At 62.7% G+C, this 15,506-nt stretch carries 15 protein-coding genes; 10 read left to right on the top strand and 5 right to left on the bottom strand.

All coding sequences use genetic code 11. From position 1 onward, the window contains the following. Nucleotides 1-186: 186 nt before the first annotated feature. From C4Q27_RS28085 to C4Q27_RS28100, 4 genes are all read left to right on the top strand, one after another. Entirely contained in the window at nucleotides 187-1,167 is a 981-nt protein-coding gene (locus C4Q27_RS28085) for an aliphatic sulfonate ABC transporter substrate-binding protein (RefSeq protein ID WP_003247868.1), read from the top strand. A gap of 16 nt (nucleotides 1,168-1,183) precedes the next feature. Further along, nucleotides 1,184-2,575: an LLM class flavin-dependent oxidoreductase gene (locus C4Q27_RS28090; RefSeq protein WP_003247867.1), complete on the top strand. Its 1,392-nt coding sequence runs from the start codon at nucleotides 1,184-1,186 to the stop codon at nucleotides 2,573-2,575. 106 nt (nucleotides 2,576-2,681) lie between these two features. Continuing rightward, nucleotides 2,682-3,518 (top strand): bifunctional allantoicase/(S)-ureidoglycine aminohydrolase, encoded by an 837-nt coding sequence (locus tag C4Q27_RS28095; protein WP_003247865.1) that lies wholly within the window; start codon nucleotides 2,682-2,684, stop codon nucleotides 3,516-3,518. Nucleotides 3,519-3,607: 89 nt separating this feature from the next. Continuing rightward, nucleotides 3,608-4,207, top strand: a complete 600-nt coding sequence (locus tag C4Q27_RS28100; RefSeq protein WP_060538468.1) for an START domain-containing protein — start codon at nucleotides 3,608-3,610, stop codon at nucleotides 4,205-4,207. 74 nt (nucleotides 4,208-4,281) lie between these two features. Here the strand turns inward: C4Q27_RS28100 and C4Q27_RS28105 are convergent, their stop codons facing one another. Next, nucleotides 4,282-4,704, bottom strand: a complete 423-nt coding sequence (locus C4Q27_RS28105) for an Lrp/AsnC family transcriptional regulator (RefSeq protein WP_003247861.1) — start codon at nucleotides 4,702-4,704, stop codon at nucleotides 4,282-4,284. Nucleotides 4,705-4,891: 187 nt separating this feature from the next. Between C4Q27_RS28105 and C4Q27_RS28110 the strand changes: the two genes are divergently transcribed. Beyond that, nucleotides 4,892-5,944, top strand: a complete 1,053-nt coding sequence (locus tag C4Q27_RS28110; protein WP_104887746.1) for an ornithine cyclodeaminase — start codon at nucleotides 4,892-4,894, stop codon at nucleotides 5,942-5,944. 69 nt (nucleotides 5,945-6,013) lie between these two features. Here the strand turns inward: C4Q27_RS28110 and C4Q27_RS28115 are convergent, their stop codons facing one another. The 3 genes from C4Q27_RS28115 to pobA all read right to left on the bottom strand — a co-directional run bounded on the left by C4Q27_RS28115 (nucleotide 6,014) and on the right by pobA (nucleotide 10,068). Beyond that, the gene (locus tag C4Q27_RS28115) at nucleotides 6,014-6,895 is read right to left on the bottom strand and encodes a LysR substrate-binding domain-containing protein (RefSeq protein ID WP_003247855.1); all 882 of its coding nucleotides are present in this window, start codon (nucleotides 6,893-6,895) and stop codon (nucleotides 6,014-6,016) included. A gap of 44 nt (nucleotides 6,896-6,939) precedes the next feature. Then, nucleotides 6,940-8,730, bottom strand: coding sequence for a gamma-glutamyltransferase (ggt, locus tag C4Q27_RS28120; protein ID WP_104887747.1), 1,791 nt, complete (start codon nucleotides 8,728-8,730; stop codon nucleotides 6,940-6,942). A 150-nt stretch (nucleotides 8,731-8,880) separates the two neighbouring features. Continuing rightward, nucleotides 8,881-10,068, bottom strand: coding sequence for a 4-hydroxybenzoate 3-monooxygenase (gene pobA, locus C4Q27_RS28125; protein WP_064493370.1), 1,188 nt, complete (start codon nucleotides 10,066-10,068; stop codon nucleotides 8,881-8,883). Between the two features lie 172 nt (nucleotides 10,069-10,240). On the opposite strand from pobA, the gene C4Q27_RS28130 reads away from it, so the two are divergent. The 3 genes from C4Q27_RS28130 to C4Q27_RS28140 all read left to right on the top strand — a co-directional run bounded on the left by C4Q27_RS28130 (nucleotide 10,241) and on the right by C4Q27_RS28140 (nucleotide 12,512). Then, entirely contained in the window at nucleotides 10,241-11,119 is an 879-nt protein-coding gene (locus tag C4Q27_RS28130; RefSeq protein ID WP_020191381.1) for a helix-turn-helix domain-containing protein, read from the top strand. Between the two features lie 75 nt (nucleotides 11,120-11,194). Further along, the gene (locus tag C4Q27_RS28135) at nucleotides 11,195-11,593 is read left to right on the top strand and encodes a MerR family DNA-binding transcriptional regulator (RefSeq protein ID WP_003247847.1); all 399 of its coding nucleotides are present in this window, start codon (nucleotides 11,195-11,197) and stop codon (nucleotides 11,591-11,593) included. A 19-nt stretch (nucleotides 11,594-11,612) separates the two neighbouring features. After that, nucleotides 11,613-12,512 (top strand): hydroxymethylglutaryl-CoA lyase, encoded by a 900-nt coding sequence (locus C4Q27_RS28140; protein ID WP_104887748.1) that lies wholly within the window; start codon nucleotides 11,613-11,615, stop codon nucleotides 12,510-12,512. A 532-nt stretch (nucleotides 12,513-13,044) separates the two neighbouring features. Here the strand turns inward: C4Q27_RS28140 and C4Q27_RS28145 are convergent. After that, nucleotides 13,045-13,563, bottom strand: coding sequence for an MgtC/SapB family protein (locus C4Q27_RS28145; protein ID WP_012052114.1), 519 nt, complete (start codon nucleotides 13,561-13,563; stop codon nucleotides 13,045-13,047). 169 nt (nucleotides 13,564-13,732) lie between these two features. Here C4Q27_RS28145 and C4Q27_RS28150 point away from each other — a divergent pair, with 169 nt between their 5' ends. Then, nucleotides 13,733-13,972, top strand: coding sequence for a DUF3203 family protein (locus tag C4Q27_RS28150; protein WP_003247835.1), 240 nt, complete (start codon nucleotides 13,733-13,735; stop codon nucleotides 13,970-13,972). 121 nt (nucleotides 13,973-14,093) lie between these two features. Next, on the top strand, nucleotides 14,094-15,497 hold the full coding sequence (gene ccoG / locus C4Q27_RS28155) for a cytochrome c oxidase accessory protein CcoG (protein ID WP_104887749.1): 1,404 nt from the start codon (nucleotides 14,094-14,096) through the stop codon (nucleotides 15,495-15,497). Nucleotides 15,498-15,506: the final 9 nt, after the last annotated feature.

A 15,506-nucleotide genomic window follows, 5' to 3' on the forward strand; every position in this document is an offset into this window, starting at 1 on the left:
GTGCTGCAGGACCCGCCGATCTCAGCCCATGGCGCCTCCAACAACGATAGGCACCCCGCTACTAAAAACAAAAGGATATAAAAATAACTAAACAATCTAACAAACTGGAATATATAAATTGAAAGCCAAACGCCACCTCCTTAGTCTGGGCAGATCGCCTCTCACCCGATTCAAGGAGCAATGCCTATGCCCAAACATGCCTTCTCCCCATTACGCCGTCTGCTGATCGGCGGTTTACTGGCCAGCGTCGCCAGCGCCCTGCTGCCCTGGTCCGAAGCCATTGCCGACGACGCCAGGACACTGCGCATCGGCTACCAGAAATTCAACAGCATCAACATCCTCAAAGGCAGCGGCGCCCTGGAGAAGGCCCTGGCACCGCAAGGTGTGAAGGTCAGCTGGCATGAGTTCGCCGCAGGCCCCCAGCTACTGGAGGCACTGAGCACCGGCGCCATCGACCTCGGCCACGCAGCCGATGCCCCCTCGGTGTTCGCCCAGGCCGCCGGCAAGCCTGTGGTCTACCTGGCCGCCGAACAACCCTACCCACGCGGCATTGGCCTGGTCGTGCGCGAGCAGGACCACCTGGCCAGTGTGCAGGACCTGAAAGGCAAGCGCGTGGCCACCGGCCGCGGCTGGAATGCCCAATACCTGCTGGCCGTAGCCCTGCAGCAGGCTGGCCTCAGTTACAAGGACATTACCCCCGCCTACGTCAACAATGCCGCCGATGCCGTGGCCGCCCTGCAATCGGGCAGTGTGCAGGCCGTGACCCTGTGGGACCCGTTCCTCGCCGCCGCAGAAAGCCAGCCAGGGTTGAAAAACCTGCGCGACGGCAGCGGCCTGTCCAACAACCGCACCTTCTACCTGTCCACAGCCCGCTATGCCGACGAGCACCGTGCACTGCTGAAAACCTTCTTTGCCGAGCTGAGCAAGGTCAGCCAGTGGGCCAACGCCAAGCCCGCCGAAGTGGCCGCGCTGCTGGCACCGCAGCTGGGGATCAGCACCCAGGTGCTGGAAGTGGCCAGCGAACGGCGCAACTACAACGCCGTCGCTATCACCCCGCAGATCGTTGCCGAACAACAGAAGCTGGCGGACACCTTCCAGGGCCTGGGCCTGATTCCACGCAAGCTACAGGTGGCCGAAGCGGTCTACCCGGCTTCCGTGTTGCCTTGAACGGAGCGCGCTGACCATGCCTCGCCCGATCCGCTTCAACGCCTTCAGCATGAACGCTGCCAGCCACCAGTCCCCTGGGCTGTGGCGCCATCCGCGCAACACCAGTGTGGCGTTCAACCGCCTGAGTTACTGGACCGACCTGGCCCGCCTGCTCGAGCGCGGCCTGTTCGACGCCCTGTTCATCGCCGATGTGCTGGGTATCTACGACGTCTATCAAGGCAGCCCGCAAGCCGCCCTGCGCGGTGGCGTGCAGGTGCCGGTCAATGATCCGCTGCTGCTGGTGCCGGCAATGGCCGGGGTGACCGAGCACCTGGGTTTCGGTGTCACCTTTTCGCTGACCTACGAACACCCCTACCCCTTCGCCCGGCGCATGTCCACGCTCGACCACCTGAGCAATGGCCGGGTCGGCTGGAACATCGTCACCGGGTATCTGGACAGCGCTGCGCGCAACCTCGGCCTGGCGCGTCAACTGGGCCACGACCAACGCTACGACCTGGCCGAGGAATACCTGCAAGTGCTGTACAAACTGTGGGAGAAAAGCTGGGACGACGACGCCGTGCTGCTGGAGCGTGAAAGCGGGCGCTATATCGAACCCTCGCGGGTACACCCGATCAACCATGTGGGCGAGCACTTCCAGGTGCCCGGCATGCACCTGTGCCAGCCGTCGCCGCAACGCACCCCGGTGTTGTTCCAGGCCGGTGCGTCGGCACGCGGCCAGCAGTTTGCCGCACGGCATGCCGAATGCGTGTTCATCAGCGGGCCAACGCCGACGGTGTTGCGCCGCTACGCCGACGGCATCCGCCAGGCCTGCGAAGCGGCCGGGCGTGGCCGTGACGAAGTGCTGATCTACGCCCAGGCGCTGTTGATTGTCGCCCCCACGCGGGAAGAAGCCGAGGCCCGCTTTAACGACTATCGCCGCTATGTCGACCTGGACGCTGCCCTGGCGCTGCTGTCAGGCTGGACCGGCATCGACTTCGCCGGCCTCGACCCCGATGCACCGATCGAGTACGTCGAGAACGATGCTGGCCGTGCCGCCCTGGCAGCCTTTACCGCCGCCGACCCCACTCGCCGCTGGACCGTACGCGAAGCCGCCGAGTTCGTTGGCCTGGGCGGTCGCGGCCCCGTGCTGATCGGCGCTGCCAGCGAGGTGGCCGACCAGCTGGAAACCTGGCTGGACCATACCGGCATCGACGGTTTCAACCTGACCTACGCCGTGCAACCGGACGACCTGGCCAATGTGGTCGACCTGCTGGTGCCCGAGCTGCAACGGCGCGGCCGCTACCCGCTGAGCTACACCGAGGGCCCCCTGCGCCACAAGCTGTTCGGCCGCGGCGGCCAGCTGCCCGAACGGCACGTTGGGCGCCAGGTCAGCATTCAGCGATCAAATACCGGGTATTCCAACATTTAATTTGTGGATGCCACGCACTCGACCCTATTCTGTGGCCACATCCCCTGCGCCGCACCGGCCGGTGCGGTTCAAGGCATGGGGAGAGAACAACAAGTCGAGATCGTCCATGTCGAACCATTCGTACTTCGCCCCCCACGGTGGGCACCCGGCTCAAACCGAGCTGCTGACTGACCGTGCCATGTTCACCGAAGCCTATGCCGTCATCCCTAAAGGCGTGATGCGTGACATCGTCACCAGCCACCTGCCCTTTTGGGACAAGATGCGCATGTGGGTCATCGCCCGCCCGCTGACCGGTTTTGCCGAAACGTTCTCCCAGTACATCGTCGAACTGGCCCCGGAAGGCGGCAGCGAGCGCCCTGAGCTGGACGCCGATGCGGAAGCCGTGGTGTTCATCGTCGAAGGCGAACTGGACATCACCGTCGAAGGCAAACACCACACCCTGGTTCCTGGCGGCTACGCCTTCCTGGCCCCGGGCGCCGAGTGGAGCCTGCGCAACAACAGCAAGTCCAACGTCACCTTCCACTGGCTGCGCAAGCACTACCAGAAGGTTGAAGGCCTGGACGTACCGGAATCCTTCGTCACCCACCGCGACAACGCCACCGTCATCGAGATGCCGGGCACCGAAGGCCGCTGGAAAACCACCCGCTTTGTCGACATGGCCGACATGCGCCACGACATGCACGTGAACATCGTCACCTTCCAGCCCGGCGGTGTGATTCCGTTCGCAGAAACCCACGTGATGGAACACGGCCTGTACGTGCTGGAAGGCAAGGCAGTTTACCGCCTGAACCAGGACTGGGTCGAAGTGGAAGCCGGCGACTTCATGTGGCTGCGTGCCTTCTGCCCGCAAGCCTGCTACGCCGGCGGCCCAGGCAACTTCAGCTACCTGCTGTACAAGGACGTGAACCGTCACGTACACCTGACGCTGAACCCTAAGCGCTAAGCCCAGGCTGATGCCCGCAAGCCCGCCAACCTGGCGGGCTTTCTGTTTGCCGCGCATACTGAAATACCCACCCCTGCAGGGTACCGGCCATGAACCGCTGCCTGCTGCTCGCGGCCTTGCTGCTGTGCGCCTCTGCCCTGGCCACCGATGACTGGCACCTGGCCTACGACCGCGAAGGCATTCGCGTGTACCTGAAAGATGCAGGCGACTCGCCCTACCAGCAGTTTCGTGGTGTCAGCACCATGAAAGCCAGCGTGCGTACGCTCACTGACCTGCAGGATAACCTGCGGGTGGCCTGCAAGTGGCTGTACGCCTGTGATCAGATGCGCCTGCTGGAGGTAGAGGGTGACAACACCTGGGTGTACCTGACCACCCAGCTGCCTTGGCCGGCGAGGCCACGGGACATCGTGCTGAAAGTGACCAGCGAACGCCTGGTCGACGGTACCCTGGTGCGCCACCTGCGCGCCGATCCCGACAGGATCCCCAAGGTTGACGGCCTGATCCGGGTAGAGCACCTGAGTGGTGTGTGGCAGATGAAACCGCTGGGTGACCGGGTGACCGAGGTGACCTACCAGTTGCAAGCCGCCCCTGCCGGGGATGTGCCAGGGTGGCTGGCCAACCGGTTTGTGGTGGATACGCCGGTGGTGACGTTGCGTACGTTGCGAGCGGTGGCTGAGCGCCAACCTTGAAGTGCCGGCAGGCCATAGGCCGACTGCAGCAGGGCCAGCAGCTTTTTATGCAATACCCCTCTCTGGCTCAGCGGTCACATCTTGTAGGTCGACAGCAGGATGCTGGTCTCGGTGTTCTCGATATGCGGGATCGAGCGGATGGTGTTCAGCGCCCGGTCGAACGCTTCGAGGGTGTCGGCGCGCAGCTCTGCCATCAAGTCCCAGCGGCCATTGGTGGTGTGGATGGCCACCACATTGGGATGCCCGCGCAGCGCGTGCTTGACCTCTGCGGCATGGTGGCCGCTGATGCCGATGCTGGTGATTGCCCGCACCCCCTGGTCCAGCGCATCGGAGCGCAAACGTACCGTGTAACCGATGATCACACCCTGCTCTTCAAGCCGGGTGATGCGGTTATGCACCGTTGCCCTGGCCACCTTCAGCTTTTTTGCCAGGGTCAGCACAGGGGTACGTGCGTTGTCCCGCAACAGTGCAATCAGTTCCCGATCGATCGTGTCCATAAGCCTGCCAAATAATCAGATTGCTACGTTGGGTTGGCAGATTGTCCAGAAGCCTGATGAAACTGACAACCTGTATGCTTCCGATTGGCGCAACCTGTCATCAAAATATTCATGCGGCTTCACTTCGATAATCTCAAGCGCTTACCCCGCACTGCTGGGCAAGCGCACAATAACAAGGTGCAAGAGCATGACGTATTTCATTGATGTTCCAACCATGTCGGACTTGGTGCATGACATTGGCGTAGCGCCGTTTATTGGCGAGCTTGCCGCTGCCCTGTGGGACGATTTCAAACGCTGGCAGGCGTTTGACAAGTCCGCGCGCGTTGCCAGCCACTCGGAAGTGGGCGTGATCGAACTGATGCCGGTCGCCGACAAAAGCCGCTATGCCTTCAAATACGTCAACGGCCACCCGGCCAATACTGCACGCAACCTGCATACGGTGATGGCCTTCGGTGTACTGGCCGATGTCGACTCCGGTTACCCGGTGCTGCTGTCCGAACTGACCATCGCCACCGCCCTGCGCACCGCAGCGACTTCGCTGATGGCAGCCCAGGCACTGGCCCGCCCGAACGCGCGCAAGATGGCGCTGATCGGCAACGGCGCGCAAAGCGAATTCCAGGCCCTGGCCTTCCACAAGCACCTGGGCATCGAAGAAATCGTCGCCTACGACACCGACCCGCTGGCCACCGCCAAGCTTATCGCCAACCTCAAGGAATACAGCGGCTTGACCATCCGCCGAGCCAGTTCGGTTGCCGAGGCGCTGAAAGGCGTGGACATCATCACCACGGTGACGGCCGACAAGGCCTACGCCACCATCATTACCCCCGACATGCTGGAGCCCGGTATGCACCTGAACGCCGTGGGTGGTGACTGCCCTGGCAAAACCGAGCTGCACGCCGATGTGCTGCGCAACGCGCGGGTGTTCGTCGAGTACGAGCCACAAACCCGTATCGAAGGTGAGATCCAGCAGCTGCCGGCGGACTTTCCGGTGGTCGACCTGTGGCGCGTGCTGCGCGGAGAAACCGAGGGCCGCCAAAGCGACAGCCAGGTCACTGTATTCGATTCGGTGGGCTTCGCCCTCGAAGACTACACCGTACTACGGTACGTACTACAGCAAGCCGAAAAGCGCGGGATGGGCACCAAGATCGACCTGGTGCCGTGGGTGGAGGACGACCCGAAAGACCTGTTCAGCCACACCCGAGGCCGCGCTGGCAAAAGGCGTATCCGACGGGTTGCCTGACATTGAATCGGGTTGGTCGAAAGTGTGTGTGGGCTTTGGGTCATGTACAAGCGCATCGACCACAGATCGTCAGATCCCACCGCCCGCCAGCAACTGCGTCATCACCTCAGCCAGCGCCTTGACCATCACATCCGCCGTCGGCCGGTGCACGATGACGATCTCATAGCTGTCGACCTCCGGCAGCCCTTGCCCGGCCCCCAACACCCTGTGCTCGCCGGTGGCCGCCCTGGGCGGCAGCAGGCTGATACCCATGCCATCGGCGACCGCAGCCTGGATGCCACTGAGGCTGGAACTGGTAAAGCTGATGCGCCAGCGCCGCCCCATGCCTTCGATGGCGTTGATCATGTCCTCGCGGTACAGGCCGCGTGGCGGAAAGGTGACCAACGGGATCGGGTCCAGCTCGAAGGCAGGCGTGTGTGCGCTGTCGATCCACTGCAGACGCTCTGGCCAACAGGCCACACCCTCACGGCTGTTGCGCCGCTGCTTGAGCAGCACCAGGTCAAGTTCGCCATTGTCATAGGCCTGGCTCAGGTCACGGCACAAGCCGCTGGTCACTTCGAGCTTCACCTGTGGGTGCAGCCGGCTGAATGCCGACAGCGCATTGGTGGTACGCCCGCCCACGAAGTCCTCGGGCACACCAAGCCGTACCGTGGTGCCCACCATCGCCCCGGCCAGGGCTTCAAGCATCTGATCGTTCAGGGCCAGCATGTGCCGGGCATAGCCGAGCAAGGTCTGCCCGGCGTCGGTCGGCAGCACATCACGGTTGCCTCGCACCAGCAGGCGGTGGCCGACCATGTCTTCCAGGCGGCGTACTTTCTGGCTGATCGTCGACTGGGTCGAATGCAGCCGCGCGGCAGCGGTGGTGAAGCTGCCGCAGTCGGCCACCACGACAATGGCGCGCAGCAGGTCGAGGTCGAACAGAGCTCTATTCGATTTCACGCTGATAGACATCTAGATATTCAACGACTGAATGGCAAGTCTGCGTTCTATCACGGCTAGTCACCGAGGGCCACTCCTTCCCGCCGAGGATCGGCACCGCCTGACCAACCCTCGCCGCTGCGCTGGATGATCTGCATGCCGCTGGTCATGGTCATCGGTGTCACCTCATGGCCCCAGGCTGCCAACTGGCGGATCAGCGCCGGGCTGCTCAGCCCTGCTTCCACTTCGGTGCCGGCATTGCGGCTGCCGAAGTTGGGCAGGCCCGCGGCCTGTTGCGGGTCGAGCTGCCAATCCAGCAGGCCGACCAGCGCCTTGTTCACGTAACCGATGATCTGCGAACCACCCGGCGAACCGAGGCTCGCGACAAACTCGCCCGTGGCACGCGAGAACACCAACGTCGGCGCCATGGCCGACAGCGGCCGTTTGCCCGGCTGCACCCGATTGGCCACAGGCTTGCCGTGCTCGTGGGGGATGAACGAGAAGTCGGTCAGCTGATTGTTGAGCAGGAAGCCCTTGACCATCAGGTGCGAGCCAAATGCGGCCTCCACCGAGGTGGTCATGGCCAGGGCCTGGCCGCTGTCATCCACCGCACTGAGGTGAGAGGTGGAGATGCGCAGTGGCGAGCGGTCGGGCGCAAGCGTCAGGTCCGCCCCTTGCGGCTGGCCCGGGCGGGCGCGCTTCATGCTGTGCTCGCCGATCAGCGCCGCGCGGCTGGCCAGATAAGCAGAATCGGTCAGGGCCTTGACCGGGACGGGCACGTAGTCGCTGTCGGCCAGGTACTGAGCGCGGTCGGCGTAGGCCAGGCGTTCGGCCTCGGCAATCAGGTGCACGGCCAACGGCGGGGCTTCCAGGCGGGCCGGGGACGAGGTGGCCAGCGGTCGCAGCGCTGCCAGGTCGCGTTGCGGCGCGGTGCGCTGCACGGCTTCGAGCAGGCCCAAGGTTTGCAGGACGGTCACCCCACCCGATGAGGGCGGCGGCATGCCGCAGATCTGCCAGGCCTTGTAGGGACCGCACAACGGCTCGCGCTCCTTGGCCTGGTACCGCTGCAAGTCCTGCAACGACAGATACCCGGCATTGGCATGGCCACGCACCTTGGCGACGATGGCTTCGGCAATTTCACCGCTGTAGAACACCTCGGGCCCCTGTGCGGCGATCTGCTCGAAGGTCTGTGCCAACTCAGGGTTGCGCAGAATTGTACCCACGGCCAGCGGCCTGCCCTGTTCATCCAGGAAGTAACGAGCCATTGCGGGTGAGCGGGCAATGTAGGGGTCCCCGGCCAGTAGCGTGTGCAGGCGCTCGGAAACCGCGAAGCCGTTGCGTGCCAAGGCGATGGCCGGGGCGAACAGGTCGTGCCAGGGCAACTTGCCGTGCTGCTCGTGGGCCAGTTTCAGGGCACGCAGCACCCCGGGCACGCCCACCGAACGCCCACCGATCTGCGCCACCCGGAACGGCATGGGTGTGCCATCGGCTTGCAGGAACAGTTTTTCCGTCACCGCCGCAGGTGCTGCCTCACGCCCGTCGAATGCCTGCACGCGCTTGCCATCCCAGTACAGGATGAACGCTCCGCCACCGATCCCACTGGACTGCGGCTCGACCAGTGTCAGCACCATTTGCATGGCGATGGCGGCGTCAATCGCACTGCCGCCGGCACGCAACATCGCCCGCCCCGCTTCACTGGCCAGCGGGCTGGCTGCGGCGACCATGTGCCGGCTGGCGTGCACCGGCTGCAAACCGCTACGGTAGCCGGAGGCCAGTTCCGGTGGCGCGGGCAATACCTGGTCGGCGCCGGCCCAGTTACTGGTAGCCAGCAGGCACAGAGCGCCGATCAGCGGGGTGGGATATTTCATCGTCATGCATCCTGCCATCACCTATTCAGCGAAGCACTGTCGGTCATACGCAGTCTCGACTTCAAGCCTTGGTGTAATTACCGGCAAGCCATTCGCTGACCAATGCAGCCCTTGCTCCCTGCATGAGTGCCAGGTTTGCGCAATGACGGATCAGGTCACTTCTTCGAACGGCAGCCCCACATAGTTCTCGGCAATGTTCACCAGCCCCGCCGGCGAGGTCAGGAAGTACTCGCGGTCAGCTTCCTGCATCTTCTGGTCCCAGGCATCCTTGTGGCTACCGAAGTCATGCAGCAGTTGGGTCATGAACCAGCTGAAGCGCTCGCCCTTCCACACGCGGCGCAGTGCCAGTGGCGAGTATTGCGCAAGCAGGTCGACGCGCCCTTCGTGGTACACCTTGACCAGAATGCGGTACAGGTAGTTGACGTCCGAGGCCGCCAGGTTAAGACCTTTGGCACCCGTAGGGGGGACGATGTGCGCCGCGTCACCCACCAGGAACAGGTGACCATACTGCATGGGTTCGACCACCAGGCTACGCAGTGGCGCAATACTTTTTTCCAACGCGGGGCCTGTGACCAGGTCCGCCGCCACCTCGGCGGGCAAACGGGCTTTCAGTTCGTCCCAGAAACGCTCGTCAGACCACTCCTCGACCCGATCCTGCAAAGGTACCTGCAGGTAGTAGCGGCTGCGTGTTTGCGAGCGTTGGCTACACAACGCGAAACCGCGCTCATGGTGGGCGTAGATCAGCTCGTGATTGACCGGCGGTGTGTCCGACAGCAGGCCCAGCCAGCCAAACGGGTAAACCCGCTCATACTGTTTCAGCACGCCCTCCGGGATGCTCTGCCGCGAGATACCGTGGAAGCCATCGCAGCCGGCGATATAGTCGCAGTCAATCCGCTGCACCCGGCCATCCTTTTCGAACGTCAGGTAGGGCTTCTCGCCTTTCAATTCATGCGGCTGAACGTTGGCGGCTGAATAAATGATCGGCGCACCACTGGCTTCGCGGGCCTGCATCAGGTCACGGGTGACTTCGGTCTGGCCGTAGACCATCACCGTCTTGCCGCCGGTCAGGGCTTTGAGATCCAGACGCTGGCGACGCCCGCCAACCAGCAGTTCGACCCCCTCGTGCACCAGGCCTTCACGGTCCATGCGCTCGGCCACGCCGGCCTCGCGCAGCAGGTCGACCGTGCCTTGCTCCAGCACGCCGGCGCGGATGCGGCCTAGTACGTACTCGGCGGTCTGGCGTTCGACGATGATGTTATCGATACCGGCCTTGTGCAGCAGCTGGCCCAGCAGCAGGCCAGACGGACCTGCACCAATAATTGCAACCTGAGTTTTCATTGTTGTTGTCTCTGTTCGGACGATACCGGCCCGGGACTGGCAGCGGGGCGGCATCTACTGTTAGGGTTTGCCATTGCATTTTTACTGGCAGAAAACGCCGTTTAAGTGTGCTATTCCATAAAAAACCTGCACTTTTACGAAAAGCGTTCGATTAACGGACAGGCCAACCCAGATGAAATCCACCCTCCCCGGCGTCCCGTTGTTCAAGCTGTATGGCGAAAATCAGGCCTGGCCCGGCACCGACCTGCTGCACTGCGAGTCGATCCCGGCACGCAGCCGCCTGCATCACTGGGAGATCAAGCCGCACCAGCATGCCGAGCTGTTCCAGCTGCTGTATGTACAGCGTGGCCAGGCCCAGGTGGAGATCGAGGGGGTGCGCAGTGCCATCGGCGAAGCGGCGATCCAGGTCGTGCCACCGATGACCGTGCATGGCTTTCGCTTCAGCGCCGATATCCAGGGCTATGTCCTGACCTTTGGTACTGCTCTTGTAGCGAACCTGGAACAGCGCCTGGGCGCGCCACTGACGGTGCTGGCACAACCTGCGTGCTATCCGTTGGGCCATGACCGCGTGCACCTGCGCAGCCTGGTCGACACCTTGCAGCGGGAGTACCAGGGCAGTGCCCCGGCTCGTGCAGCGATGCTCGAAGCATTGGTGACCGCGCTGATGGTGTGGATCAGCCGCCGTCAGCAGCAAGGGCAGGCACCGCGTAACCGTGATGAACGTGACCGGCTGTTGCTGGGGCAATACTTGCGCCTGGTCGAAGCGCATTACCGCGAGCATCTGTCGGTTGAAGCGTTTGCCGCGCGGCTGAATGTTCCGAGCTTGCAACTGAACCAGCTGTGCCGGGCGCTGAGTGGCCAGACAGCGTTGCAGGTGGTGCACCAGCGGTTGTTGCTGGAGGCGCGACGCAACCTGATCTACACGCGGATGAGCATCGGGCAGTTGTCGGACAGCCTGGGGTTTACCGACCCGACCTACTTCGCCCGGTGGTTCAAGCGCTTGAGTGGGCAAACGCCCAATGCGTATCGCAGATCAGGGTTGTCGGAATAATCCTTGGCGGCCTCTTCTTGACGTATACGTCAACCTGCCCTCAGGATATCCGCATACCCCACGCCGAGCCCGAGCATGAGCACTCAGACCTACAGCATCTCCGACCTGTCCCGCGAGCTGGACATCACCACCCGCGCTATCCGCTTCTACGAAGAACAGGGCCTGCTCAGCCCTGAGCGACGTGGTCTGGAACGCATCTACTCACCGCGCGACAAGGTCAGCCTGAAGCTCATCCTGCGCGGCAAGCGCATCGGCTTTTCCCTGGCCGAGTGCCGCGAGCTGATCGAACTGTACGACCCCACCAGCGGCAACCTCAAACAGCTCAACAGCATGCTGGCGAAGATCGCCGAGCGCCGCGCGCAACTGGAGCAGCAGATGCTGGACATTCACCAGATGCAACTGGAACTGGACACCGCCCAGGAACGCTGCGAACAAGCCCTGGCCGCCACCCTGAACAACAAAGACAACCGCTGAACGCCACAGGAAACCCGCCATGTCCTTGCCCAAACACGTCCGCCTGGTCGAAGTCGGCCCCCGCGACGGCCTGCAGAACGAAGCCCAGCCCATCAGCGTCGCCGACAAGGTACGCCTGGTCAACGACCTTACCGAAGCGGGCCTGGCCTATATAGAAGTGGGCAGTTTCGTGTCCCCCAGGTGGGTGCCACAGATGGCCGGCTCTGCCGAGGTATTCGCCGGCATCCAGCAGCGCCCCGGTGTGACGTATGCCGCGCTGGCGCCGAACCTGCGCGGTTTCGAGGACGCCCTGGCTGCCGGGGTCAAGGAAGTAGCGGTGTTCGCTGCCGCCTCCGAAGCGTTCTCGCAGCGCAACATCAATTGCTCGATCAGCGAAAGCCTCAAGCGCTTCGAACCCATCATGGACGCTGCGCGCAGCCACGGCGTGCGCGTGCGCGGGTATGTGTCGTGTGTGCTTGGCTGCCCTTACGAGGGCAAGGTCAGCGCCGAGCAGGTGGCCCCGGTAGCCCGCGCCCTGCACGACATGGGCTGCTACGAGGTCTCGCTGGGTGACACCATCGGCACCGGTACCGCAGGCGACACCCGACGCCTGTTCGAGGTGGTGTCGGCCCAGGTACCGCGCGAGCAGTTGGCCGGACACTTCCATGACACTTACGGCCAGGCCTTGGCCAACGTCTATGCCAGCCTGCTCGAAGGCATCAGCGTATTCGACAGCTCGGTAGCCGGGCTGGGCGGCTGCCCTTACGCCAAGGGTGCTACCGGCAATATCGCCAGCGAAGACGTTGTGTACCTGCTGCAGGGGCTTGGCATTGAAACCGGCATCGACCTGGGCCGGCTGATAGCCGCCGGCCAGCGCATCAGCGACGTGCTGGGCCGCGACAACGGGTCGCGGGTAGCACGGGCGTGCAGCGCACGATAGGTCACACGGGTGTCACATTGGTGTGGGTGAAGTGTTACCTCCCGCACATTTCACAGCAAAAAATCGGGTAACAGGGAAACAAATCGGCAGAATTTCAGGCTGGGTGGTGTCGACCAATATTCTTAACTCATTGATTTTAAAGGGTTTCCAAAAGTTGGCACGCACCCTGCTATATCTCTGGTACAACAACAAAAAAAACGCGATACCCAATAAAAACAACAGGTAACGGCTCTGACATAACAAGAACAACACGGCAGAGGCGTAGCAAGCAGATTTTTTTGGAGTCGACACGCTTTTCAGGGGTTCGCCCCGCGGTCTGGCACAGAACAATAAAACTACCTCAAGGTAGCGGCAGCCAGGTTCGGATCAGCAATGATGAAAGCAGGTCAGCGCTCAAAAAAATACGTTTGCTCTTGACCCCGCATGGGGGTCGCCCGCAACACCAGGACAAGCCGACAAAAACAACAAAAGGCCGGTCCCAATAATAAAAAAAGAGCAGGCAACAACGCTTTGAGGGGAGCTTCGGCTCCCCTCAGTGCTTCCTGCCCTCTTCCTCCTTCTGCTTCTCCTCATTCTGCCCTTCGACCTTCTCCACCAGCAACGGCATCGTGCCCAGTACCAGCAGGGCCAGTACCGTGCTGATCAGCGCCGTGGCTTCGCGCCCCATGCCAGCCGCCGTGCCAATGGCAGCCGTCATCCATAGCCCGGCAGCGGTCGTCAGGCCCTTCACATGGCTGGTGTCCTGGCCGTTACCCTTCAGAATGGTACCCGCACCGAGAAAACCGATACCGGCAACGATGCCCTGGATCACCCGACTGAGTGCCTGTTCATCGGCCCCCGCCATACTGGGCGCCAGCACGAACAGGGCGGCCCCCAGCGACACCAGCATGTGGGTACGCACTCCGGCAGACTTGCCCTTGTGTTCGCGCTCGAAGCCCAGTACTGCGCCAAGCACAGCAGCCATCAGCAAGCGCACAAGGATTTGCGTCACCTCGCGCTCATCGGTGACATCGGCGAATTCCGCCTGGATTGCTTGCCAGATGACGTCCATCGCAGTTGTTTCCCCTGCTTGAGCTTTATGAATCCGCCTGCCACGTCAGCAGGCCTGCCCTATGCAAGGTTGACCGTCACACGTACTGCAAAGTGCCGCTCAGCTTGCTGATGCAGCAACTGGCCCCTGACCGTGGTCCACCCTGTAATCACCCCGGGAGGACCCCACCATGCCCATTGAAATCGACGAAACCACCCGCCGCTGCACACTGATCGGCGAAGGCCTGCGCATCGAGGGCGAAGGCCCGGATATCGAGATCATCACCGACGAGCAGTTGCGCATGTCGGTGGCCATACTGGCCGGCCAACGCGTGCCCATTACCGAAACCGAGGCCGATGCACTGACCGTGGCGGGTGCGGTGGATAGCCGCAGGCATCTGAAGGCCAGCGCGCCAGGCTCGGTGATATGAGGCCTGCCGGGGCTATGCGGCAAATCTGATATGGTTTTTATCGTAAAATCTGAACCTGTGCTGATAACAGCTTCAGCGCCATAGTGCTCATGCCTGATCGAGGCCTGATGAGCACCGAACCATGAACGATAGAATCCCTTTTACAGAGATCGCCACCGCCCCAGCCAGCATCCAAGCGCGACGCACCGACAGCGGCATCCAGACCCGCAGCTTTACCGGGCTTTACCGTAACCTGCGCATCGGCTTTGCCGGCGCCCTGTTCGTGCTGTTCTTCGGCACGGCCTGGCTGAACTGGAACGGCCGCCAGGCCGTACTGTGGGACCTGGGAAACAGCAAGTTCCACATCTTCGGCGCCACCTTCTGGCCCCAGGACTTCATCCTGCTGTCGGCGCTGCTGATCATCTGTGCCTTTGGCCTGTTCGCCATCACCGTCTACGCCGGGCGCGTCTGGTGCGGTTACAGTTGCCCGCAAAGCACCTGGACCTGGCTATTCATGTGGTGCGAAAAGGTTACCGAGGGGGACCGCAACCAGCGCATCAAGCTGGCCGCGGCGCCCTGGAGCCTGAACAAACTGGCCCGTCGCACGCTCAAGCACAGCCTGTGGTTGGCCATTGGCGTGCTCACGGGGCTGACCTTCGTCGGCTACTTCACCCCGATCCGGCCACTGGCCGCAGAATTGCTCACCTTGCAACTGGGCGGTGTGGCACTGTTCTGGGTGCTGTTCTTCACGGCCGCTACCTACATCAATGCCGGCCTGCTGCGTGAAGCGGTGTGCCTGCACATGTGCCCGTATGCGCGCTTCCAGAGCGTGATGTTCGACAAGGACACCCTGGCGGTCGCTTACGACCCGCGTCGTGGCGAAGCCCGTGGTCCGCGCAAGAAAGGCAGTGACGTCGGTGCCCAGGGACTGGGCGACTGCATCGATTGCACCCTATGCGTGCAGGTGTGCCCCACCGGCATCGACATCCGTGATGGCTTGCAGATGGCTTGCATCGGCTGTGCCGCGTGCATCGACGCCTGTGACGGGGTAATGGACAAGATGGGTTACGCCCGCGGCCTGATTGGCTACAAGTCCGAGCACAGCCTGCAAGGCGGTACCACGCACTGGCTGCGCCCGCGCCTGTTGGGCTACGCTGCCGCACTGCTGGTCATGATCGGGGCACTGGTGGTGGCCCTGCAGATGCGCCCGATGGTATCGCTGGATGTGATCAAGGACCGCGGCCTGTTCCGCGAAAACGCCCAAGGCCAGATCGAGAACATTTACCTGCTCAAAGTCATCAACAAGACCGAACGTACCCAGCACTATCAATTGCGCCTGCTGGACGCTGACGGTTTCACCCTGCAGGGCAATAGCGCACTGGTCATCCCTGCTGGCGAAATGAGCGAACTGCCGGTGTCGGTGGCGATGCTCGCCGAGCGCCCGAGCAGCAGCTCGCAGACGCTGAGCTTTGAAATCAGCGAGCGAGACGACCCCACTATTCGCAGCGTGGCGCACAGTCGCTTCGTCGCCCCCATGAACCGCTGATCCTTTACA

The sequence above is a fragment of the Pseudomonas sp. SWI36 genome, from assembly GCF_002948105.1.
Taxonomy (GTDB): Bacteria; Pseudomonadota; Gammaproteobacteria; order Pseudomonadales; family Pseudomonadaceae; genus Aquipseudomonas; species Aquipseudomonas alloputida.